Origin of the sequence: uncultured Stenotrophomonas sp., assembly GCF_913778665.1 — a bacterium.
Taxonomy (GTDB): Bacteria; Pseudomonadota; Gammaproteobacteria; order Xanthomonadales; family Xanthomonadaceae; genus Stenotrophomonas.
This window is the reverse complement of record NZ_CAJYVQ010000008.1, coordinates 86,308-109,144: the sequence shown is the minus strand read 5'-3', so window position 1 is coordinate 109,144 and position 22,837 is coordinate 86,308. Positions and strand designations below refer to the sequence as shown.

The 22,837-nt window shown below is 67.5% G+C and carries 16 protein-coding genes; 5 read left to right on the top strand and 11 right to left on the bottom strand.

Annotation, left to right across the window (positions count from 1 at the left end):
* The first annotated feature begins 170 nt into the window (after positions 1-170).
* Both QZ853_RS09260 and QZ853_RS09255 read left to right on the top strand, forming a co-directional pair.
* Positions 171-2,156 (top strand): transglycosylase SLT domain-containing protein, encoded by a 1,986-nt coding sequence (locus tag QZ853_RS09260; protein WP_295572230.1) that lies wholly within the window; start codon positions 171-173, stop codon positions 2,154-2,156.
* A gap of 30 nt (positions 2,157-2,186) precedes the next feature.
* On the top strand, positions 2,187-3,407 hold the full coding sequence (locus QZ853_RS09255; RefSeq protein ID WP_295572227.1) for a multifunctional CCA addition/repair protein: 1,221 nt from the start codon (positions 2,187-2,189) through the stop codon (positions 3,405-3,407).
* Between the two features lie 79 nt (positions 3,408-3,486).
* Here QZ853_RS09255 and QZ853_RS09250 read toward each other — a convergent pair whose 3' ends face one another.
* The 9 genes from QZ853_RS09250 to QZ853_RS09210 form a co-directional block, all read right to left on the bottom strand.
* Positions 3,487-3,921 (bottom strand): SseB family protein, encoded by a 435-nt coding sequence (locus tag QZ853_RS09250; RefSeq protein ID WP_049429399.1) that lies wholly within the window; start codon positions 3,919-3,921, stop codon positions 3,487-3,489.
* Positions 3,922-3,970: 49 nt separating this feature from the next.
* Complete coding sequence (locus QZ853_RS09245) at positions 3,971-4,306, bottom strand: hypothetical protein (protein ID WP_286069887.1); 336 nt, start codon at positions 4,304-4,306, stop codon at positions 3,971-3,973.
* 3 nt (positions 4,307-4,309) lie between these two features.
* The gene (locus tag QZ853_RS09240; RefSeq protein ID WP_295572225.1) at positions 4,310-5,347 is read right to left on the bottom strand and encodes a S41 family peptidase; all 1,038 of its coding nucleotides are present in this window, start codon (positions 5,345-5,347) and stop codon (positions 4,310-4,312) included.
* Between the two features lie 228 nt (positions 5,348-5,575).
* Positions 5,576-8,608: an autotransporter outer membrane beta-barrel domain-containing protein gene (locus tag QZ853_RS09235; RefSeq protein WP_295572223.1), complete on the bottom strand. Its 3,033-nt coding sequence runs from the start codon at positions 8,606-8,608 to the stop codon at positions 5,576-5,578.
* Positions 8,609-8,835: 227 nt separating this feature from the next.
* Positions 8,836-9,903 carry a heparan-alpha-glucosaminide N-acetyltransferase domain-containing protein gene (locus QZ853_RS09230; RefSeq protein WP_295572221.1) on the bottom strand — a complete coding sequence of 356 codons (1,068 nt, stop codon included), beginning with the start codon at positions 9,901-9,903 and terminating at the stop codon, positions 8,836-8,838.
* The gene (gene nagA, locus QZ853_RS09225) at positions 9,903-11,051 is read right to left on the bottom strand and encodes an N-acetylglucosamine-6-phosphate deacetylase (protein WP_295572219.1); all 1,149 of its coding nucleotides are present in this window, start codon (positions 11,049-11,051) and stop codon (positions 9,903-9,905) included. Before nagA ends, QZ853_RS09230 begins: the two co-directional genes overlap by 1 nt.
* Positions 11,051-12,079 carry an SIS domain-containing protein gene (locus QZ853_RS09220; RefSeq protein ID WP_295572217.1) on the bottom strand — a complete coding sequence of 343 codons (1,029 nt, stop codon included), beginning with the start codon at positions 12,077-12,079 and terminating at the stop codon, positions 11,051-11,053. The genes nagA and QZ853_RS09220 overlap by 1 nt, the downstream gene beginning before the upstream one ends.
* Before the next feature lie 7 nt (positions 12,080-12,086).
* Positions 12,087-13,154, bottom strand: coding sequence for a LacI family DNA-binding transcriptional regulator (locus tag QZ853_RS09215; protein ID WP_295572215.1), 1,068 nt, complete (start codon positions 13,152-13,154; stop codon positions 12,087-12,089).
* A gap of 39 nt (positions 13,155-13,193) precedes the next feature.
* Positions 13,194-14,483: a sugar MFS transporter gene (locus QZ853_RS09210; RefSeq protein WP_295566921.1), complete on the bottom strand. Its 1,290-nt coding sequence runs from the start codon at positions 14,481-14,483 to the stop codon at positions 13,194-13,196.
* Between the two features lie 377 nt (positions 14,484-14,860).
* Between QZ853_RS09210 and QZ853_RS09205 the strand changes: the two genes are divergently transcribed.
* From QZ853_RS09205 to QZ853_RS09195, 3 genes are all read left to right on the top strand, one after another.
* Positions 14,861-15,877 carry a glucokinase family protein gene (locus QZ853_RS09205; RefSeq protein ID WP_295566924.1) on the top strand — a complete coding sequence of 339 codons (1,017 nt, stop codon included), beginning with the start codon at positions 14,861-14,863 and terminating at the stop codon, positions 15,875-15,877.
* A 150-nt stretch (positions 15,878-16,027) separates the two neighbouring features.
* On the top strand, positions 16,028-18,652 hold the full coding sequence (locus tag QZ853_RS09200) for a TonB-dependent receptor (RefSeq protein WP_295572212.1): 2,625 nt from the start codon (positions 16,028-16,030) through the stop codon (positions 18,650-18,652).
* 125 nt (positions 18,653-18,777) lie between these two features.
* On the top strand, positions 18,778-21,117 hold the full coding sequence (locus QZ853_RS09195) for a family 20 glycosylhydrolase (RefSeq protein WP_295572210.1): 2,340 nt from the start codon (positions 18,778-18,780) through the stop codon (positions 21,115-21,117).
* Between the two features lie 103 nt (positions 21,118-21,220).
* Here QZ853_RS09195 and QZ853_RS09190 read toward each other — a convergent pair whose 3' ends face one another.
* Positions 21,221-21,613, bottom strand: coding sequence for a VanZ family protein (locus tag QZ853_RS09190; protein ID WP_295572208.1), 393 nt, complete (start codon positions 21,611-21,613; stop codon positions 21,221-21,223).
* Entirely contained in the window at positions 21,610-22,794 is a 1,185-nt protein-coding gene (locus QZ853_RS09185) for an SAM-dependent methyltransferase (RefSeq protein WP_295573459.1), read from the bottom strand. Before QZ853_RS09185 ends, QZ853_RS09190 begins: the two co-directional genes overlap by 4 nt.
* Positions 22,795-22,837 lie beyond the last annotated feature (43 nt).

Genomic DNA, 22,837 nt, shown 5'->3' with positions numbered 1-22,837 from the left:
CGGCAGGCGGGCCGCGCTGTGCCAGAATCATCGCACGATTGCGATACCCGCCAGGGTTTTCGCTTCTGCCGCACCGTGCATGCGCTTCCCCGCCCCGCCAAGGTCCATCGCCTGCCCACTCCATCCGCGGCGTGCATGCGATGCGAAACTGAATTCAGCCAGCCCCCGCTATGCTGGTCGCCATGACCCGACGCACTCCCACCGCCCTGTCCCTGCTGCCCTTGGCCACCACGCTGCTGATCGGCTGCGCCAACGCCCAGTCCCTCGACGCCCAGAACGCGCAGCTGAAGGCCGCGATCGCTGCGGCCGAACGTGGCCAGTTCGATCCTGGCCAGGCCGCTGCGCTCAGCCGCCATCCTGCGTATGGCTGGCTGGAGTACGCCAACCTGCGCCGCAACATCGACACGGTCGATACCGCGCAGGCGCAGGCCTTCCTCAAGCGTTACGACGGCCAGGCCGTGGCCACCACCTTCCGCAGCGTCTGGCTGCCCTCCGTCGCGCGCCGCCAGGACTGGCCGACCCTGCTGGCCAACTGGGCGCCCACCGACAACGTCGGGCTGCGCTGTGCGCAGCTGACCGCACGCCAGGTGACCGGCAAGGTCGATCCGCAGTGGATCAGCGAAGCGCAGGACCTGTGGCGCAAGAACGGCAAGTCGCTGCCGGACGGCTGCGACGCGGTATTCGCCGTGCTGCAGGCACAAGGCGGCCTGAGCGACGCCCTGCGCTGGGAACGCATCGACGCTGCCGCCGACGCACAGCAACCGGCAGTGATGCGCAGCGCCGCGCGCGGCCTGCCCGCCGCCGACTTGGCCCAGGCCAACAGCTACGCCGCCTTCGTCGACACGCCCAATGCCAGCGCGTTGAACTGGCCGCGCAACGAGCGCAGCCGGCGCATCGCCACCGACGGCCTGGCCAAGCTGGCCAAGGCCGACCCGGCCGCCACCGAACAGCAGCTGCCGCAGTACGCGCAGGCGCTGGGCCTGAGCGCCGGGCAGCAGGGCCAGGTGCTGTACCAGATCGCACTGTGGACGGTGGCCTCCTACCTGCCCGATTCGGCACGCCGCCTCAACGCGGTACCGGAGTCGGCCTACGACGAGCGGCTGCACGAATGGCGCGTGCGCGAAGCAATGTCGCGCGGCGATTGGCCGGCAGCGCTGACCGCGATCCGCAAGATGGGCAGCAAGCAGCGCAGCGACCCGCGCTGGCGCTACTTCGAAGGCCGCATGCTGGAAAAGACAGGCCAGGCCCAGCAGGCGCAGCCGCTGTTCCGCGATGCCGCGCGCGCACCGACCTTCCATGGTTTCCTTGCCGCCGACAAGCTGCAGCAGGGCTACACGCTGTGTCCGTGGAAGCCGAATGACAGTGCGCAGGCACAGGCGGCGATCGCGCGTGACCCGGCCATCCAGCGCGCGATGGCGCTGTACCAGATCGACCGCACCGGCTGGGCCGTGGCTGAGTGGAACAGCGCGCTGTCGCGCTTCGATGACACCCAGCGCCGGCTCGCCGTGCGCGTGGCGCAGGACAACGGCTGGTTTGATCGCGCCGTGTTCGCACTGGGCAAGCAGCCGCAGGAGCAGCGCCTGTACGACCTGCGCTTCCCGCTGCACCACGACGCCACCATCCGCCGTGAATCAGCACGCAATGCGATCGACCCGGCCTGGGTGGCTGCGGAGATCCGCGCTGAAAGCACCTTCACCCCGCGCGCGCGCTCGCCCGCCAATGCCATGGGCCTGATGCAGGTGCTGCCGGCCACCGGTGCCAGCGTGGCCAAGTCCATCGGCCTGACCGGCTATGGCGGCGCCGACAGCCTGTACGACCCGGACACCAACATCGCCATCGGCACCGCCTACCTGCGCCAGCTGATGAACAAGTACGACGGCCTGCCGTACGTGACCATCGCCGCGTACAACGCCGGCCCGACCCCGACCGCACGTTGGCAGGGCCAGCGCCCGGGCTTTGATCCGGACCTGTGGATCGAGACCATCAGCTACAAGGAAACCCGCGAGTACGTCGCCCGCGTGCTGGCCTTCAGCGTGATCTACGACTGGCGTCTCAACGGCGATGCCCTGCCGCTGAGCGACCGCCTGATGGGCCGCCTGGTCGACAAGCGCAAGAACTTCAGCTGCGCCGCCAACGCTGACCAGGGCGGGGATTGATCGCACCGCGGTCGTGCGATGATCCCGCCCATGAAGATCTATCTTGTCGGCGGCGCCGTGCGCGACCGCCTGCTGCAGCGTCCTGCCGGCGACCGCGACTGGGTGGTGGTCGGCGCCACGCCCGCGCAGATGGAGGCGCTGGGTTACACCGCCGTGGGCCGCGATTTCCCGGTGTTCCTGCACCCGAAGAGCGGTGAGGAATACGCACTGGCGCGCACCGAGCGCAAGTCCGGCCGCGGCTATCGCGGCTTCGTTGTCGATGCCGATCCGGCAGTGACGCTGGAAGAGGACCTGCAGCGCCGCGACTTCACCATCAACGCTATTGCCTGCGACGAAGATACCGGCCATCTGGTGGATCCTTACGGCGGCGTGCGTGATATCGAGCAACGCGTGCTGCGCCATGTCGGCCCTGCGTTCGTGGAAGATCCGTTGCGCGTGCTGCGCGCGGCGCGCTTCATGGCGCGCTTCGCGCCACTGGGGTTCAGTGTCGCGCCGGAAACCATGGCACTGATGCGTGAGGTCGCCGCCAGTGGCGAGCTGGAGGCACTGGTGCCGGAGCGAGTGTGGCAGGAACTGCGCAAGGCGCTGGTCAGTGAGCGGCCCTCCGCCTTCCTGCGCACGCTGCACGACGCACATGCACTGGGCCCGATCCTGCCCGAGCTGGAAGCGCTGTATGGCGTGCCGCAGCGTGCCGAATTCCACCCGGAAGTCGATACCGGCATCCACCAGGAAATGGTCAGCGACATGGCCGCGAAGCTGGCCCCCAGCGATGACCTGGTCGGCTTTGCCGCGCTTACCCACGATCTCGGCAAGGGCCTGACCCCACCGGAGGAATGGCCGCGCCACGTCATGCACGAGCAGCGTGGCATCAAGCCGTTGAAGGCCCTATGCGCGCGACTGAAGGTGCCGACCGAACACCAGCAGCTGGCCGAAGCGGTCTGCCGTGAGCATCTGAACGTGCATCGCATTGACGAACTACGCGATGCCACCGTGCTGGAACTGCTGGGCCGCTGTGATGCGCTGCGCCGCCCCGAACGCGTGGCGCGCATCGCGCTGTGCTGCGAGGCCGACAAACGCGGCCGGCTCGGCTTCGAGGATGCCGACTATCCGCAGGGTGAAACGCTCAAGCGCCTGCACCAGGCGGCGCTGTCAGTGCAGGCACGTGATCTGGATACCACGCACCTGAAGGGGCCGGCCATTGGCGAGGCGCTGGCCAAGGCGCGGGTGAAAGCCATCGCCGCCGCCCGCTGATCCGCAACCGCCGTGGCAGCCGCGCACCGACTCCCATGGGTAGTGCCGGCCGCTGGCCGGCACCCCTTTATCGCTGGCTTCAATGCGCCATCCCACGGGTGATCGCCGCCGCACGCTGCTTCAGCTGGGCCACTGCATCGGGAATCATCTCCATGCCCACGTCCAGGCCCGGGTTCAGCACCAGGCCGACGCCGTCGCCGATACCGGCCAGCAGCGCGTGCACCGCGATCGGCATCGCGTGGGCGAACTGTGGCAACTGCTCATGCCACAGGCCGGCGCGCTCGGGGGCGGTGAACACCGCGAACATCGGCTCGCCGCTCTCGCTGGTCAGCACCAGCGGTGAGATGCTCTCGTCCCACGCACCGTCCTCACCGATGGCCTTGTCCAGCAGCACGAACGCCGTCGAGGTCAGCAGGCCGTCGAGGAACTGCGATGCGGTCAGCGTGCCGTCCTGGGCCTGCAGCAGGCGCACCTCGAGGTCGTTGAGGGGGTCGAACGGGGTGTCGTGGTCCATGGTCGCTTCCGGTACGTGATTGCAGGGCAGACTTTAACAGGCCCGGTCCTCAACCGAGGAATCCGTGCCGCCACAGCCAGCCCAGGGAGGCCAGCCCAGCCAGGCCCACCAGCATCAGTGGCAGGCCGAAACGGTGCCGCCACGGGATCGGCACCCCGCCCAGCTGCTGGTCCATGGACTCGGTGTCCAGCACCCAGCCGTGTTCGCACCGGGTGCACGCCAGCTCGTAGCGGCGCTGGTAGGTGAAGCCGAACAGCAGGTCGATGCGCGCCATTTTGTAGCGCAGCTGCGGGGCGAACTCGGTTTCCGCCCCACAGCGCAGGCAGTGGTGGGCTTCGGTGGGGCCGACGATCAGCACCCGTTCCTGTTGGCCGATCAGGATCATGGATCAGCGCGCCTGGCAGGCGGGCTGGGCCAGCAGCCAGGCTTGGGCGGCGGCAAGGGTGGCCGCATCGCCTGTCGTCGGTTCATCCGGAGTAATCCTGGCACCGGCACCAACGCCAGTGCGGTCTTTCATCACCGCGGTCGTCATCGAAAACACGCTGCCATCCACCAAGGTGCGCGTGACGTTGCTTGTCGAGAAGCCCGCTGTCGACCGCCCGAAACTCCGCGCCTGTGGCCGCCCCCTGAACGACAGCATCGTTGCTTCGCCAGAGCTGGCGGTATTCGACCCGACCAGAACGGCGACGGGCGCGCCGGGCTGCTTGAGGGAATACCCCGGTCGACCGAATCCCAGCGTGGGACGACCATCGACCTGCACCATGGTCGGCGTCAGACTCCAGCGCTGCGGCCCGCGGGCAGTAGCAAACGACCCGACCTCTTCCACGCCTGTCGACGAAGTGCGCAGCAACGGTGCAACACCCAGCAGCATCGGCCACATGTTGCCCCCACTGTTGCTGCGCAGATCAACAATCCAGCCACAGCGATCGCCGCTGTCCTTGCCACGGATGACATCCTGCCATTGCAGGGCGCGCTGGATGTCCTGATTGAACTCGTCCTGCCGCGTAGCCCGTGGCGTAGCGGCATAGCCTTCGATGACCACCCAGCCAATGCGTGCATCGACTGCACCAGCCACTTTCGCCTTGGCAACGGCCTCAGCGCCGACCTGCTTCGAGCGCTCCGTGACTTCACGCTTGCGTGCAAGCGTCATCCAGACACCATGGCCCCCGGTGCTCTCCACGATGATCTCACGCAGGGCGGTATGCAACGCACCCGGGTACGCCTGCAACGACGCCAGGCGCTTTCGAGCGGCAGGCCAGTCCACCTTGTCCCGATACAAGGCTTCATGCTCGAGCAGATCCAGGATCTGCACCTGTGCATCCGGCGAAGGTATTTCGGTGGTGGACGCAGCGGCGGCCGTTGCGTTGGCTGCCAGAAGGATCAGCATCAGTGCACCAATCCCACGCAGTCCCTTGCGCATCTGCATGCGACGTTTCCTTGTCGTTGGGTCAGATCTACAGCATAGCCGTGGCGGATCATGCCCGCCATTGCGCGGATAGCCTTTGTAGAACCGAGTCCATGCTCGGCTTTGGAGGAACACGACTGAAGCAGCCGAGCATGGCGCGGCTCTACAGAGTCATGACGGTGGCAGGATTCGTGTCGACTCAGGTCGACACCTACCAGAGCGGGTCATGCCGCCGGGCATGGCCCGGCGCTACCAGTCCGCGCGCAGGCCGATGTTGCCTTCGATGATGCGGCGCTTCTCGTTGCGGTCACCGCCCAGTTCGCGGGTGTAGTCGGCCACCGCGTACGCACTGATGGTGCGGTTGAAGCGCCCGACCACGCCCACACCGGCTTCGAGCGCGCGTGAGCGCTGCGAATTGATGATCGTGTCATCGTCGAAGCGGATGCGATCCTCTCCGGAACGGCCATGCCAGTAGTTGAGCTTGAAGTACGGCTGCCAGCCGTTGTCAGCCAGCTGGTAATCGCCGGCAAGGCGCAGGCCGACGCGGCCCGTCCAGGCGTTGTCGTTGTCGAAACGCACGCGCGACACCTCATCGCGGCGGTCGTCCAGCGACGTGCGTTGCCAGATCACCTGCACCTGCGGTTCCAGCCACCATGCGGACTGACCGAAGTGCGGCAGCGGCTTGCCGGCCTCCACCGACACACTGGTGCCATCGCCCTTGATTCCGAAGCCGAGCCCACGCAAGGAACGCACGCGGCCGTCGTAGCGGCTCTGCATCGCCACGGCGTCGATGTAGCCACCACTGCTGTCGGTGAGCGTCCAGTCCAGGCCCACATGCTTGTCGTCCAGGCGGTTCTGGCCTACCTGCACGTTCTCCCAGCCCAGTGCCAGACCCGTGGTCCTGCCCTGCGCGCGGGTGCGACCGACGAACACGCCGATCTGGTTGCGATGGTTGTCGGAGGCAGCGGCCCATACGTCCAGACCGGCCTGCAGGCCCATCACATCGCCATCGAAGCCCGGCTGCGCATCCCCCTTCCAATGGATCTCGCTGCTCTGCCCCACCAACCGCCCCCAGGCGGTGCGGAACGCGCCCTGGTTGTACAGCAGGCGCTGCTCGCCCTGCCGCTCGTGGAAGGTACCGAGGCTGGCCAGCGAGGTCTCGCGCAGCAGCGGCGGCACCACCGCATAGGCGGCGGTCTCCACGCGGTACAGCGGTACCACTGCGCCCTCGGCGGGCCGTGCGCCCGGCGTCGGCGGCGTACCGGTTCCGGGCAGCGCACCACCGGCCACCGGCACGTCCGGCACGGCCGGGTCGCTGGGCGGCGCCACCGGCGCCGGTTCCGGTGGCGGCGGTGGCGGCGCGGTCTCGCCGGCGGTCAGGTCAGGATCGGTGGCGCCTTCCGGTGGCGGCGGCGGTGCCGGGGTGATCGGCGGCGGTGGTGCCACCGGCGGCGTCAATGGTGGTGGTACGGCAGTACCGCCGCCATTGGGTGCCGGCGTCGGCCCGCTGACCAGCGTGGAGCGCAGGTACCAGTTCTCGCTGGTGCCAGCGCTGACACCGCCCTTGAACAGGAAGTACTCGTAGGCACCGGCGGCGACCGGTGCGAACAGCGAGAACGCGCCCGGCGCGGTGCGGCCACCATTCAAGGCCTGCACCACCAGGATGCCATCGGCCAGCGTGGCGGCGCCGCTACCGCCGGCATTGAGCACGCCGATGCCGGTGGTCCCGGTGGCAGTACCGCCGTCGATCACCAGTCGGTCGCTGGTGGAGTTGTCCGCGCCCAGCACGGTACGCAGGTAAAGGCCACCGCCATCGCCATCGCCTCGATAATTGCCACGCACGGTGAACACGTCGCCCGCGCCGGTACCGGTCAGGTCGATGCGCCCGGCATTGACCATCTCCACCAGCGCACCACTGTTGAACGGGCGGATGGCATGGCCGCCACTGCCCGCGTACACAGTACTGGTGTCATCCACCGTGAGCGTGCCGGTGCCGGTACTGCTGTCGCCCAGCACCAGGTCGCCATCGAAGCTCAGCTCCGTGCTGTTGGCCAGGTTGATCGTCTCCCAGTTCTGGAAGCGGCCCACGCCTGCGGTCTTGACGTTGCTCAGGTTGAGCTGGTCGATACCACTGCCGCCGTCGAACAGCGGCACCGCACCGAGGTTGCCCTGGTTGAGGTTGCTGAGGTTGGCCACGTCGTTGTCCGGGCCCATGTCGATCGCGCCGTAGACGATGCCGCCCCCGTTCCAGTTGAAGGTGTCGTTGCCGGTGCTGAGCAGCACCTGCCCGCGCACGGTGCCGTCGGTGATGGTCACGCTGTCGTTGCCGCCGCTGACGCTGATGTTGCCGCCGATATAGGCCGTACCCGAGATGATGATGGTATCGGTGTCGAAGCCGGTCACCACGTTGCCGTCAACGGTGCCGCCAGACTGGTCCCACAGGTTCTTGTCCAGCTTCATGTTGACGCGGCCGATGCGGCCGCCGGTCATCCAGGCCTGGTCGCCATCCTCGAACGCACCGATGATGCGGCCACCGCTCATGCGGAAGGTGTCGATGTTGTCGCCCTGCTGCAGCGCGCCGATCGTGCCGCCGGTCATGATGAAATCATCGCGGCCGCTGCCCTGCGCCACCACGCCGGTGACCGTGCCGCCGCTGACCGTCATCTGGTCATCGCCCGTGCCCTGGTCAACGCTGTCGATCGTGCCGTCGCTGAGCAACAGCACGTCATTGCCGTCGCCCTGCAGCACGCCGCCGGTGATGCTGCCACCCTGCATCTCGAGACGATCATTGCCGACACCGAACTGCACGCCGGTGCGCCCGCTGATGGTGCCGCGGTTGACCAGCACGCTGTCGCCGGCACCCACAAACTGCAGGGCCGTGTTGTTGCCGGTATTGATGCTCCCGGTGTTGTCGACGCGGCTGCCACCACCGAGCTGCACGGCCACGCCACCGATCGAACCGATCGTTCCCAGGTTGGACAGCAGGTGCCCGCCAGCACCCACCAGCGCAATGGCGCTGGCGCCGCCGCTCTGCTGCAGCTGCGCACCGCTGTCGACGTTGACAGTGACGCCGGCCGCGCCCGTGGCGGTGATCGGCACCGTCTGCGGATTCGGTGCGTTGGCATCGCAGGTGACGGTCTGGCCCGCAACCGGAGCGACGGTGTCACAGCCGGCCCAGGCGGCGCCGGCGGTCAGCAGCAGGATGGACGGGACAGTCAGGGCCTGCAGCGCGGAAACCGTGAGGCGGCATGGACGGAAAGCGCGCGGAACGGCACGGGACATACAGCACTCCTGGACAAGGGATCAGGAACTGCGGATATGCGGTACTGCGCAGGCAGTCTGCCGTGTGGTGAACGGTTTCGGCAGGTGAAATTTCGTGGCGGCTATCACAGTTCAGTTGCGAAATTGATCGGGCATCACCTCACGTCCACGTGGCTGAAACTCTTCATCTTTGCGGCGGTCACGGGCCGCCGCGGAAAGCATCCACGCATGGCGTGGATGAGATGCCGTCAGATCTTCAGATAGATCTTCCGCCGGTCCAGCCACCACGCCACGCCCCACCACAGTGCGACGAACGCCATCGCCTGCAGCATCGAGGCCAGTTCCAGCGCCTGCGGCATGGCGGTCGCCAACTGCTGCCAGAACCAGCCCCAGGCACCGCTGGCCATCAGCACCACCGACATCACCGATGCGCCCAGATACGCCGTGATCGCATTGACGCCGAAGCGCCTGCCCAGTGCCGGCCAGCCCTTCTGGTCGATCAGCACGTGGCCCAGCCACAGTGCCAGCGCGGCCAGGCCACCGGTCCACAGCACGTAGCTGGGCGTCCACAGCTGCTTGTTCAACGGCAGCACCGTGGCCAGCAGCAGCCCCAGCACGGCGGTTGCCACACCCAGGCCAGCCAATGCCGCCGCACGACCGCTGCGCAGCAGACCACCGGCCAACAGGCCGAGCACGGTACTGGCCAGCGCACCCAGCGTGCTCAGCAACCCTTCCGGGTCATGGCCCAGCCCGGTATCGGCCTGCCACTGGTAGATCCAGGGGGCGAACAGCGTGGTATCCAGACGGCTGGCCGGGTTGGTCCATGGCGCCAGGTCACCGATGCCCAGCAGCAACACGGTGTAGCCCACCAGCAGCGCGATCAGAGCCCCCACCTGCACGCGCGGTCGTGCATACACCGCCAGCACGCCCACCAACGCCGCACACAGCGCGATGCGTTGCAGCACGCCCCAGATGCGGAAGTGATGGGTATGCAGCGCCCACCAGATCAACAGGTGCAGCAGCGCACCAGCCACCAGGATGCGCAGCGCGCGCTCCAGCACGCCGCGCGCCAGCGCCGGCCGTGCAGCGGCCTCCAGCGCACGCGGTGCCACGCTGAAGGCCATCGACACGCCCACCAGGAACAGGAAGAACGGGAACACCAGATCGGTGGGCGAACAGCCGTGCCACTCCGAATGACGCAGCGGTGCGAACACCGCGCTCCAGTCGCCCGGATTGTTGACCAGCAGCATCGCCGCCACGGTGATGCCGCGCAGGGCATCGATCGAGCCCAGCCGGCGTGGCGGCGTCGCGTTCATCAGGCGGCCTCGTACTGTCCGGCGATCCAGGTGCCACGTACCTGCAGGGCGTCATCCAGCAGCACCAGGTCGGCCTGGTAGCCCTCGGCGATGTGGCCCAGGCGGTCATCGACGTTGAGGAACTGCGCCGGATAGGTCGAGGCCATGCGCGCGGCTTCGGCCAGCGGCTGTCCAAGCAGATGCACGGTGTTGCGTACCGCGGTGGCCATGTCCAGCGCCGAACCCGCCAGCGAACCGGCGGCATTGCGCACCACGCCATCGATGGCGGTGATGGTTTCGCCGTACAGCACATAGCTGGGATCGTCGGCACCGACCGGCGGCATCGCGTCGGTCACCAGCAGCAGGCGGCCGCGCGGCTTGGCCGCCAGCGCCACGCGCAGGCTGGCCGGATGCACGTGCACGCCATCGACGATGATGCCGATCCAGCTGTCGCGGTCTTCCAGCGCAGCCCCCACCGCGCCCGGCTCGCGGCCCTGCAGCGGCGACATCGCGTTGTACAGGTGGGTAAAGCCGCGCACGCCGGCATCCAGCCCTGCGCGGATCTCTTCGTAGGTGCCGGCGGTGTGGCCGGCGGCGACGATCACGCCACGCTCGACCAGCGCACGGATGCTCTCAAGCGGCACGCGTTCCGGTGCCAGCGTCAGCAGGGTCACACCGTTGTCCAGCGAAGCGGCCAGCGCAATCTCTTCTTCATCCGGCACGCGGAACTTGCTGGCGTCGTGCGTGCCCTTGCGTGCTGGCGCGATGTACGGGCCTTCCAGGTGAATACCGATCACCCCGGGCACGCCCTGTTCAATGGCCTCGCGCAGGGCTGCGATGGCGTCGCGCATTACCGCCAGGTCGTCGCTGATCAGGGTCGGCAGCATTGCGGTGGTACCGAAGCGGCGGTGCGCCTGCGCGATGGTGCGCAGTGCCGCCACGTCCGGCGTGTTGTTGAACAGTGCGCCGCCCCCGCCGTTGACCTGCACGTCGATGAAGCCGGGCAGCAGCCAGCCGCCGCCCAGGTCCACCTGCTCATCGGCCTGGCCCAGCTGTGGCGCAGCGTCGGGCAGCAACGCCGTGATGTGACCGTCTTCGATCAGCACGGCCAGGTCATCACGGAAGTCGTCACCCACCAGGATGCGGGCATTGCGCAGCACGGTCGCCATCACACGGTCTCCGTGACCTTGTTCAGGTGCGGCGGCAGATCCGGGTTGAAACCACGACGCAGCGCCAGCGCGTTGATCGCGCGGTAGAAACTCTGCACGGTCAGCAGCGGTGCGCACAGCGGATGCGGTGCGGCAGCCACCGGCAGATTGCCACCGGCACCGGCCAGCCACACCTGTGCACCGCGCGCGGTGAACTCATCGACCACCGCACGGGTACCGGCGCCGGTCTCGTCGGGCTGGGCGAAGGCCAGTACCGGGAAGTCACGGTCGACCAGCGCCATCGGGCCGTGCTTGACCTCGGCCGAGCTGTAGGCCTCGGCATGCAGGCTGCAGGTTTCCTTGAACTTCAGTGCAGCTTCCTGGGCCGCGCCCAGGCCCAGGCCGCGGCCCAGCACGAACAGGTTGGTGGCGCCGACCAGGCCCTCGGTCACCGCGCTCCAGTCGCACTGCCACGCTTGGCGCATGGCATCGGGCAGCAGGTCCAGCGCGTTGCGCAGGCTGCTGTCCTGCTTCCAGTAAGCGGCCAGTTGCAGCAGCGCGGCCAGCGAGGCCAGGTAGCTCTTGGTCGCTGCCACGCTCTTCTCGGCACCGGCATGCAGCGGAATGACCGTATCGGCCAGCTGCGCCAGCGGCGAGTCTTCGACATTGACCAGCGCGATCACGCGCGCGCCGGCGGCCTTGGCGGCTTCGGCGTTGCGCAGCAGGTCCGGGCTCTTGCCCGACTGCGAAATGACGATGAACAGCGCGTCACGCAGCTGCAGCGGCGCGGCATAGACCGAGCCCACCGACGGCGACGCGGAGGCGACCACCAGGCCCAGCTGGGTTTCCAGCAGGTACTTGCCGTAGGTGGCGGCATGGTCCGAGCTGCCGCGTGCGCAGGTGACCACGAACGGCGGCGGCGCCGCGCGAAGGCTGGCGGCCAGGGTTTCCATGGTGGCGTGGTTGCGCGAGAACTGGCGCGCGACCACGTCGGCCGCTTCAGCGGCCTCGGCGAACATCAGGGTGGCGGTGGGGTCTGACAGCGACATGGCAGGCTCAGGCGGCATCGGAAGGAAGGGGGCGTGCGCCGGCCGGGCGCATCGGCGCGGTCGAACCGCGCACCACCAGCTGCGGCACGAAGCCCTGGTTGTGCAGCGGTGCTGGCGCGTCGTCGTAGGCGTCGCTGCGCAGCTGCGCGATCAACAGGCGCGCGGCATGGCGGGCGATGTCCTCGGTGGCCTGCTTGGCGGTGGTCAGCGGCGGCCACGACTGGCGTGAGAACGGGCTGTCCTCGAAGCCGGCGATGGACAGGTCGTAGGGCACGTTCATGCCGGCCGACTTGGCGGCGGCCAGCACGCCGGCCGCGATTTCGTCATTGGAGCCGAAGATGGCGGTGGGCGGCTCGCGCAGCGCCAGCAGGCGGCGCGCACCACGGAAACCATCGTCGAAGGTGTAGTCGCCCTGCACCACCAGGTGCTTGTCCACGGTCATGCCGTAGTCCTTCAGCGCGGCCTCGTAACCGGCGTAGCGTTCGCCCGAGGAGCGGTGCGAGATGCCGCCCCAGAGGAAGCCGATGCGCTGGTGGCCGAGCTGGATCAGGTGCTCGGTGATCTCGTAGGCGGCCTCGCGGTCGTCAACGAACACGCAGGCACCATCGGCCGGGTCTTCGGTGGCGGCGATGATGCGCACCAGTTTGATGCCGCGCGCGGTCAACGCCTGGATCAGGTCGCGACGCTCGGACATCGGCGCGGTCAGCACCAGCCCGGCCAAGCGCGAGCGCTGCACCCAGTCGGCCAGTTCATCGGCCAGCAGCGGCGAGCTGGAATCGCAGGGATGGATCTGCAGGCCGAACCCGGTCTCGCGGCACGCAGCGAGCACGCCGTTCTGTACGCCGATGATGTGGTACGGGTTGGGGTTGTCGTAGACCAGCCCGATCACGAAGGTGGTACCGCTGCGCAGGTTCCGCGCGGACGGATCGGGCTCGTAGTCGAGCTCGGCGATGGCACGCAGCACCCGCGCACGGGTGGCCTGCATCACCGACGGTTCGTTGTTGATCACCCGCGAGACCGTCTTCAGCGAGACCTTGGCCTTCTCCGCAACGTCCTTGATGGTCGCTCTGCGCATGGGTTTTCCCTGGGGTTGGCTGCCGTCCATCATCGCCGATCAGGCCTTGTCCTGCGGCAGTCCGGCGCGATGGCCCACCACCGAGTAGAACAGGATGTACAGGTAGCACGGCACCATCAGCAGCACGAACACCAGCTGGAAGTCGATATGCTGCTTGAGAACGGCGAACAGCTGCGGAATGATCGCGCCGCCGGCGATGCCCATCACCAGCAGCGCCGAACCGGTTTCGGTGAAGCGGCCCAGGCCGCGGATGGCCAGCGGGAAGATCGCCGGCCACATCATTGCGTTGGCAAAGCCCAGCAGGGCGACGAATGCGACCGAGACGTAGCCGTGGGTGGCCCAGGCGCCGAGGCAGAACACCACGCCCAGCACCGCCGAAATGGTCAGGTAGCGCGACTGCGAGACCACCCGCGGGATCAGCAGCAGGCCGGCCACGTAACCGACCAGCATCGCGCCCAGGGTGAGCGAGGTGAACATCTTGGTCTGGTCCAGCGGCAGGTCGAAACCGTGGCCGTAGGTGCCGATCGCATCACCGGCCATTACCTCCACGCCCACGTAGACGAACAGGCACAGCACGCCCAGCCACAGGTGCGGGAACTGGAAGATGCTGCGGCGCTCGGCAGCACCGGCCGCAACCGGCGTGGCGTTGGCTTCGGACGACTTGATCTCCGGCAGCGGCGAGAACAGCACGGCCACCGCCAGCAGCACCAGCAGGCCGGCCATGGCCAGGTACGGTGCGTGGATCTTGGCGGCGAACTCGTTCAGCAGCTGCGCCTTGGTCGCTTCATCGGCCGCGGCCACGCTGGCCGACAGGTCACCGATTCCGTGCAGCACCACGGTGCCGATCAGCACCGGCGCCAGCATGCCGGCGATCTTGTTGCAGATGCCCATCAGCGCGATGCGGCGCGCCGCCGTTTCGATCGGGCCGAGGATGGAGATATAGGGGTTGATCGCGGTCTGCAGCAGCGCCAGGCCGCTGCCGATCACGAACAGGCCACCCAGCGCGCCGGGGTACCAGCGCTGGGTGGCGAATTCGCCGAACAGCGCAGCGCCGCCGGCCATCACCAGCAGGCTCAGGCTCAGGCCCTTCTTCATGCCGGTGCGGCGCAGGATCCATGACGACGGCAGCGCCAGGAAGAAGTAGGACAGGTAGAACACCATCAGCACCAGGAAGGCGCCGACCTCGCTGAGCTCAAATGCGAGCTTGACGAAGGTGATCAGCGGGCCGTTGAGCCAGGTGAAGAAGCCGATCAGGAAGAACAGCACGCCGACGATGGCGATGGAGGTGGCCACGTTCGGGCGCACGCTTGCAGCGGAGACGGCGGACATCGGGAAGGGCTCCTGCGGCGACGGCCGCAGAACGCGGCGTCGGAGAGTGGCTGGGAACAACGTTGTCACATTCTTTCGATGGACCGCCGCAGTTTGTCAACTTCCCTGCACGCCTCCGCAAACCTCATGTTGCACTGCGCAACCCGATCACGGGGTGTTGTGCTGAATGCGCTTCAGGCCTTGAGCCCCATGCAGCAATGGTTCCCGCATGAAACCCGCACTCACGCCATGTAAACGTTTACTGCGCGACGCATTCGTTGCGGCGCAGCAACGAAAGTGTCACGAACTCGTTGACATCGTTGTCAGCGGAGTTACAGACTCCGCCCCAATCGCCGGCTCCGTTCCCGGGTCCGGCCCCACCTGCAGCAGGAGCCCGCGTGACCGCCAGCCACCCCGCCCCGGCCCATGTCCTGTCCCGCGTCGCGCCCTCGTTCCTGGCCGCCGACGTCGGCGGTACCCATGTGCGCGTGGCCCGGGTCCAGGCCAGCGGCGACGCTGCGCATCCGGTGCAGGTGCTGGAATACCGCAAGTACCGCAATGCCGACCATGCCGGGCTCAGCGCGATCCTGTCCGACTTCCTCGGCGACGGCCCGCGGCCCTCGCATTGCGTGGTTGCCAGCGCCGGCTACGCCCGCGAGGACGGCACGGTGATCACCGCCAACCTGCCGTGGCCGCTGTCGGCCCGCCAGGTGGAAGCCGACGTCGGCCTGCAGCGGGTCTACATCGTCAACGACTTCGAAGCCGTGGCCTATGCCGCCGCACAGGTGGACGCCAGCGGTGTGCTGCATCTGTGCGGGCCGGAGACCGCTGTACGCGGCCCGACCCTGGTGGTCGGCCCCGGCACCGGCCTCGGTGCCGCGCTGTGGATTCCCACCGCGCACGGCCCGGTGGTGCTGCCCACCGAAGCCGGGCAGCCGACCCTGGCGGCCAGTACCGAACTGGAAATGGCCATCGTCCGCCACATGCAGCGCGATCGCGCGCATGTGTCGATCGAACATGCGATCTCCGGCCCTGGCCTGATGAACCTGTACCGCGCGGTATGCGCGCTGCAGGGACAGGCGCCGACGCTGACCAGCCCCGATGCGATAACTGCCGCCGCCATGGCCGATACCGATGCGCATGCGCGCCAGGCACTGGATGTGTTCTGTGGCCTGCTCGGCAGCACCATCGGCGACATGGCGCTGTTCTATGGCGCCCACGGAGGCGTCTACCTGGCCGGCGGCATCCTGCCGCAGATCCGCGAATACCTGCATGCCAGCACCTTCGTCGAACGCTACCTGCAGAAGGGACCGATGGGCGAAGCGCTGGCACGCATCCCGGTGAAGGTGGTCGAGCACGGGCAGCTGGGCGTCATCGGCGCCGCCAGCTGGTTCCTGCTCCACGCCAACGCCTGAACCGCAGTACGCAGCAAGCAGTACGCAGCACCGCAGTACGCACGACGCACTGGAATCGCACCATCGCGCCCGGCAGCCCCTGCTGGCGCCAGGCATGACCTGCCATTCGTTCGCCGCCGACAACGCACATCAGTGATGAGGAGAGACATCATGAACACCCGCAAGACTCTGCTTTCGGCAGCCATCGTCGGCTGCCTCGCCTTCTCGGCGCACGCCCAGCAGGCTACCCCGCAGGACCTGGACACCGTGCAGGTGGTGGGCATCCGCGCAAGCCTGGAAAAATCGCTGGACACCAAGCGCAACAACGTCGGCGTGTCCGAAGCGATCACTGCCGAGGACATCGGCAAGTTCCCGAGCACCAATGTTGCTGAAGCGCTGTCCCAGATCCCGGGCGTGACCCTGGACCGCCGCTTCGGCCAGGGCGAGCGCGTCAGCATCGACGGCACCGACCCCAGCCTCAACCTGTCCTTCCTGGACAACCACCCGGTGGCGCAGGCCATCTGGCTGTACGGCGAACAGCCCAACCGCGGCTTCGACTACACCCTGCTGGCCCCGCAGATCCTGGGCCGCGCGGAGATCATCAAGTCGTCCGAAGCGCGACTGACCGAAGGTAGCCTCGGCGGCACCGTGCTGATGCACACCCGCCAGCCGCTGGACCTGAAGCAGAACGAAGTGGCCGCCTCGGTGGGCTACAGCTACAGCCAGCAGGCCAGCGAAGGCAAGCCGAACGCGGCCGTGCTGTACAGCTGGAAGAACAACGACGAGACCTTCGGCGTAGCCGTCTCGGCCCAGCACTACGAAGAAGCCGTCGACCGCCAGGGCAAGGAAGTGTTCGGCTACACCAAGGCCAGCACCTTCCCCAATGCCACCGGCGTGGCTGCCGACGTGGACGTGCCGAACTCGTTCAACGCCGCCTGGTTCCAGCAGGAACGCAAGCGCGACAGCGCCGTGGTCAACCTGCAGTTCAAGCCGACCAATGAGCTCGAGTTCAACCTGAGCGGCATGTACATCAAGGAAAAGTTCGACAACTACAACCAGTCGCTCTATTCCTTCCTGACCTGGAACCCGGGCACCGTCAACGCCGTCAACCAGCTCGGCAACGTGCGCAACGGCGTGGCTACCAGCGGCCACTCCAACGCCAGCGCCACCGCCAACAGCGGCACGCTGATCTATGACAACAACGTGCGCCTGTCCGAAGTGGTGACCAAGGGCGTGGACCTGCGCGGCGCATGGAAGGGCGAACGCTGGGGCGTGACCGGCCAGGCCGGCCAGAGCAAATCCGACAACAAGAACCTGGCCCAGTACTTCATCGAGCCGTTCTACAACGGCGGATACAGCTGGAGCATGGACAAGGGCATCACCTTCGATGACCCGGCAGGCGCCCGCAACCCGGCCAACTGGGGTTCAGCCGGCGGCTGGTTCGGCAACAACGGCGTGTTCTCCACCGAGAGCAAGGACACCTACGCCCAGCTCGATTTCAACGTCCAGTTCGACAGCATCTTCAACCAGCTGCAGTTCGGCGTGCGCCACGGCAAGCACGATGAAGCCTTCACCCTCAACGTGTATGGCGGCGTCACCCCGGGCACGCTGGCCGACGTCGGCACCATCGGCCTGACCGACATCCAGGGCTTCACCACCGACCAGGGCCGCCACGTGCAGGCCGGCCGCAACAACGTGCTGAACTGGGTGCGCAACAGCCCGATCGACTACAGCAACCCCGATCCGGCCAGCTACCTCAACAACAGCTGGGCGCTGACCCAGACCAACAACGCGGCCTACGCGCAGTTGAACTTCTCCAACGGCCCGCTGCGTGGCAACCTGGGCGTGCGCTACGTTGATTCCAAGACCGAAGGCAGCGGCTTCGTCTACGGCGGCACGCCGACCCTGACCGACCTGGACAGCAAGTGGCAGACCCGCACCAAGAAGGAAGACTTCGTGCTGCCGTCGTTGAACGTCGCGTGGGATACCGACAACGACTGGGTGTTCCGCTTCGCCGCGGCCAAGGTGATCGCCTGGGCGCCGTACAACCAGATGGTCAACAACACCTTCCTCAACGACACCACTCTGACCGGTTCGGGCGGCAACGCCGATCTGTCGCCGTATGAGTCGTGGAACTTCAATGCCTCGGCCGAGTACTACTACGCGCCGCAGGCCGTGGTGGCCTGGTCGGTGTTCTACAAGAAGATCGACAACTACATCGATACCTCGGCCACCATCGAGCGTCAGTACAACTCGATCCGCGATACCTCGCCGGCCACTTGGGCGAACCTCGTCGGTACCAACGGCTGCACCGCCGACGGCTACTGCGACTACAGCATCCAGCGCCCGCGCAACGCCGGCAGCGGCCACGTCAAGGGCTTCAACATCAGCTTCCAGCAGCCCTTCGGCGAAAGCGGATTCGGCTTGACCGCCAACTACACCTACGCCAATGGCGAGAACAACACCGGCGATCCGCTGCCGTACCAGTCGCGTAATGCCATCGCCTTCAGCCCGTACTACGAGAAGGGCCCGATCAACGCGCGCCTGACCTACAACTGGCGTGACAGCTACCTGGCCGGCGGCTACGTGGCCGGTGCTGCCCCGTCCAGCGTGGACGACTACGCGGAACTGGGGGCCAGCTTCGGCTACACCTTCAACGACAACTGGTCGCTGACGGTGGACGCGCAGAACCTGCTGGACGAGACCTACTTCCAGTACCTGGGCGACAAGGAACACCTGGCTGGCAAGTACAAGAGCGGCCGCCGCTACATGGCCACCCTGCACTTCAAGTTCTAAGACTGCACCCAGCTGCACATCGCGACGGGCCCGGATTTCCGGGCCCGTCGTACGATGGGAGACTGGAATCGCTGCCTGCGCGGCGGCCACGCGCGGCACAGCGAGCCGCCCACCACAGGAGTGAGATGATGCGACCCTTCCCCCTTGCCGGCATGCTGCTGGGCCTGGCGATGCTTCCCGCCGCCGCCCGCGCCGCCGATGCCCCGGCACTGGATACCGGCCCCGGCCCGCAGCTGCGCGCCGGCAGCCTGATGCTGATCCCCGCACCGGCCAACGTGCAGCGCGGCAATGGCGCCGGCATCACCGTGGCCGCAGGGACGGCCCTGCGCGCCGACAGCGAAGCCGAGCAGCGCGTGGCGGGCCAGTTCGCCGATCTGCTCGCCCGCAGTGGCGGCCCGCGCCTGGCGCTGGCTACCGGCAAGGCCGCGGCCAAGGCCGGCGGCATCCGCTTCCAGATCATTCCCACCTTCCGCGATACCGGCGAGGGCTACACGCTGGAGAGCACCGCCCAGGGCGTGCTGGTGCAGGCCGGCAACGAAACCGGCCTGTTCTACGGCGCGACCACCCTCGCCCAGCTCGCCACCGGCGGCAGCAACGGTGTCCTGCCGGCAGTACAGATCCAGGACGCGCCGCGTTTCAGCTGGCGCGGTTTCATGCTCGATTCGGCCCGTCACTTCCAGAGCCTGGACGAGATCAAGCGCGTGCTCGACGCGATGGCCGCGCACAAGCTCAACACCTTCCACTGGCACCTGACCGACGACCAGGGCTGGCGCATGGAAATCAAGCGCTACCCGAAGCTGACCGACGTGGGCAGCTGCCGCCTCCCGGCCGGCGATGGCGGCATCGATCCAGTGACGAAGCAGGAATACCCGTACTGCGGTTTCTACACGCAGGACCAGATCCGGGAGGTGATCGCCTATGCGGCCAAGCTGCACATCCAGGTGATCCCGGAAATCGATGTGCCCGGCCACGCCACGGCTGCGATCGCCGCCTACCCGGAACTGGGTTCGATCAGCACGCCGCTGAAGCCGATCAGCGAATGGGGCGTGTTCCCCAACCTGTTCAACGTGGAAGACAGCACCGTCACCTTCCTGGAGAACGTGCTGGAGGAAGTGATCCAGCTGTTCCCGGCCAAGTACGTGCACGTGGGTGGCGACGAGGCGGTCAAGGACCAGTGGATCGCCTCGAAGCAGGTGCAGAAGCGCATGCGCGAGCTGGGCATCAAGGATGAGATGGCCATGCAGAGCCACATCATCAAGCGCCTGGAAACCTTCCTGGAAGCGCACGACCGCCGCCTGATCGGCTGGGACGAGATCCTCGAAGGCGGCCTGCCGCCGCAGGCCACGGTGATGTCCTGGCGCGGCACCGAAGGCGGCCTGGTCGCGGCCAGCAGTGGCCATGACGTGGTGATGTCGCCGGTCAGCCACCTGTACCTGGACTACCTGCAGACCGGTTCGCCCAACGAGCCGCCGGGCCGTCCGACCCAGGTCAACCTGGCCAAGCTGTACAACTTCGAGCCGGTGCCGGCCGAGCTGGCCGCCGACAAGCGCGGGCACATCCTCGGCCTGCAGGCGAACATGTTCACCGAGCACACGCGCACCTACGCACGCCTGCAGCACAACCTGTTCCCGCGCCTGGCCGCAGTGGCCGAGACTGGCTGGAGCGCGCCGGAGCATCGGGATTTCCGCGATTTCCTCGCCCGCCTGCCGGCGCAGCTGCAGCGCTACCGCGCCTGGGGCTTGGCCTATGCGCAGACCCCGTTCGAAGTGGGCGTGGGCCATACCGACGACCGCGCCGCCAACACGGTGACGGTGTCGCTGGCCAATCCGCTGGGCTATGAAGTGCGCTACAGCATCGACGGCACGCCGGTGACGGCCCGCTCGCCGCTGTACCAGCAGCCGCTGACGCAGCCGCTGCCGGCCACCGTGCAGGCCGCCGCATTCTTCCAGGGCCAGCCGCTGGCAGCGGCACCGACCGTGGCGTCCTACACCGCGCAGTCGCTGCTCAGCCGCCACAGCGAGGAACTGCGCAGCTGCGTAGGCGAGAAGGGCCTGGTGCTGCGCCTGGAAGACGATGGCCCGCGCGAAGGTGCGCGCAAGGTGTTCACCGTGGACATCTTCCAGCCGTGCTGGCGCTGGCCGGCCGCGCAGCTCGATGGCATCGGCAGCGTGCAGGTTCGTGCCGGACGCATCCCCTACTACTTCCAGTTGGCCCACGACGAGCCGGCGCGCAAGTTTGAGAAGGCCAGGGGCCGCAATGGCGAAATGCTGATACGTCGTGGCGACTGCACCGGCAAGGTCGTGGCCCAGGTGCCGCTGCCGGCCAGCACCGATGCCGATGGCTTCGTCATCCTGCGCGCGGCGCTGCCGAAGGGCATGTCGGGCACGGATGATCTGTGTATCAACTTCACCGGCGACACGCGCCCGGCAATGTGGGTGCTGGATGAGATGACGCTGGGGAAATGACCGGGGTCGTGTCCTCCGGTGCCGGTGTTTGCCGGCGCCGGGGGAAATTCATCCACGCGTGGCGTGGATCTACCGGTGGGTGCCAACCTTGGTTGGCACGCCATCAACCGCGCCAGCGCAGCAGCAGGTCGCGCATCGGCGTCAACGCCGTGGCCATCCCGGCCAGCACGCCCATCGTGTTGGCAATCGCATCCATCGGGTCGGCCACGCGGTTATCGGTGAACGCGCCCTGCGCGAACTCGATGCCGATGCCCATCAGCACCAGGCCCAGCCCCACCCACAGTAGCGGCGTGCCGCGACGGAACAACTGCACGGCGCTGCCAGCCAGGATGAAATAGGCGAGGAAGTGCTCGCCCTTGTCGCTGTTTTCCGGCAGCGGAATCGGCGGCGGCGGGATCAGGCAGACCACGATCACCACCAGCACCGCCAGCAGCCACAGCGCGGTCCACAGCCGCGGCCGCCGCAGCGGCTTGATCACCGGCGACCCTGCACTCACAGGCGCCAGCTCAGGTCACCCAGCTCGAAGGCCGGTTCGAAATCCACCTCGCGCTGCAGGCCGATCACCTGGAAACGTTCGCCCATCTCGGTCGGCAGGGTCAGCTTCTTCACCTGGTCGCGCAGCTGGATGCGGCCCACTTCATCGGTGCGCTCTTCGGCCAGCACCAGCACCTGGTCCAGGCCATTGCCAAGCAGGAAACTGGCCTGGCTGCAGTAACCAGCCAGCTCGAAGCCACCATGCAGGCCGGCCTCGGCCATCGCGGTGAAGTCGACCGATGCGGTGATGTCCTGCAGGCCCGGCCAGCGATGCACGTCGTTATGCACATGGTGGCGGTAGAACGCGCGCACGGTGCCGTCGTCGCGGTCGTGCTGGTAGAACTCGCCACGGTTGTAGCCGTAATCGACGAACAGCATCGCGCCGCGCTGCAGGCCACCCGCCACCGCCTGCAGCCAGTACGGCAGCTGCGGCAGAACTTCGGAGCGGTAGCCATCGGCGAAGGGCTTTTCCAGGTAGCGCTCGAGGTGGCGCACCGCGCCGTTGAGCAGCACGTCGGCCGGCTGCGCGCCGCGGATGAAATTGCCATCGCCATCCAGCTCGACGGTTTCCTCATAGACCTCGCCGTCGCGGATCAGGAAGCGCGGCGTCGGCAGCGCGTCGATCACCTCGTTGGCGAACACCACGCCGTCCCAGTCGTCATCGAACGGGCGGTCGACCCACTCCACGCAGCTGGCCAGCTCGGCCGGCAGGTTCTGCTGCAGGCGCTGCTGCTGGCGCTGGCGCAGGTCGGCGCTGGGTTCGAGGATGGCGTAGCGCGACGGCAGCGCATCCAGCTCGGCCAGACGCAGCAGCACGGCCTCGGCGAAGGCGCCGGTGCCGCCGCCCAGTTCCAGCATCCGCGCCTGCGCATCCAGCTGGGCGAACACCGGGGCCAGCGCGTTGGCCACGCTGCCGGCGAACAGGCTGCCGAGCTCGGGCGCCGTGGTGAAGTCACCACTGCCGCCGAACTTGCTGGCGCCGGCGCTGTAATAGCCCCAGCCGGGGGCGTACAGGCACAGCTCCATGAAGCGCGAGAACGGGATCGCCCCGCCCTGCGCAAGGATCTCGGCACGCAGGGCGGCCGCCAGCTGGTCGCTGTGGGCCAGGGCATCGGCTTCGGGCAGGGGGAAGGTGGGCTGCATGGCGTCTTCGAATGCGGTGACAATGGTGCACAGGATAGCCGAG

Bases quoted from the DNA above. Each gene is read 5' to 3' on its own strand.
- QZ853_RS09235 (WP_295572223.1), bottom strand. From the start codon at position 8,608: ATGTCCCGTGCCGTTCCGCGCGCTTTCCGTCCATGCCGCCTCACGGTT.
- QZ853_RS09215 (WP_295572215.1), bottom strand. From the start codon at position 13,154: ATGCGCAGAGCGACCATCAAGGACGTTGCGGAGAAGGCCAAGGTCTCG.
- QZ853_RS09185 (WP_295573459.1), bottom strand. From the start codon at position 22,794: ATGCAGCCCACCTTCCCCCTGCCCGAAGCCGATGCCCTGGCCCACAGC.
- QZ853_RS09245 (WP_286069887.1), bottom strand. From the start codon at position 4,306: ATGATCCTGATCGGCCAACAGGAACGGGTGCTGATCGTCGGCCCCACC.
- QZ853_RS09220 (WP_295572217.1), bottom strand. From the start codon at position 12,079: ATGTCGCTGTCAGACCCCACCGCCACCCTGATGTTCGCCGAGGCCGCT.
- QZ853_RS09240 (WP_295572225.1), bottom strand. From the start codon at position 5,347: ATGCAGATGCGCAAGGGACTGCGTGGGATTGGTGCACTGATGCTGATC.
- QZ853_RS09210 (WP_295566921.1), bottom strand. From the start codon at position 14,483: ATGTCCGCCGTCTCCGCTGCAAGCGTGCGCCCGAACGTGGCCACCTCC.
- QZ853_RS09200 (WP_295572212.1), top strand. From the start codon at position 16,028: ATGAACACCCGCAAGACTCTGCTTTCGGCAGCCATCGTCGGCTGCCTC.
- QZ853_RS09260 (WP_295572230.1), top strand. From the start codon at position 171: ATGCTGGTCGCCATGACCCGACGCACTCCCACCGCCCTGTCCCTGCTG.
- QZ853_RS09255 (WP_295572227.1), top strand. From the start codon at position 2,187: ATGAAGATCTATCTTGTCGGCGGCGCCGTGCGCGACCGCCTGCTGCAG.
- QZ853_RS09250 (WP_049429399.1), bottom strand. From the start codon at position 3,921: ATGGACCACGACACCCCGTTCGACCCCCTCAACGACCTCGAGGTGCGC.
- QZ853_RS09195 (WP_295572210.1), top strand. From the start codon at position 18,778: ATGATGCGACCCTTCCCCCTTGCCGGCATGCTGCTGGGCCTGGCGATG.
- QZ853_RS09230 (WP_295572221.1), bottom strand. From the start codon at position 9,903: ATGAACGCGACGCCGCCACGCCGGCTGGGCTCGATCGATGCCCTGCGC.
- nagA (WP_295572219.1), bottom strand. From the start codon at position 11,051: ATGGCGACCGTGCTGCGCAATGCCCGCATCCTGGTGGGTGACGACTTC.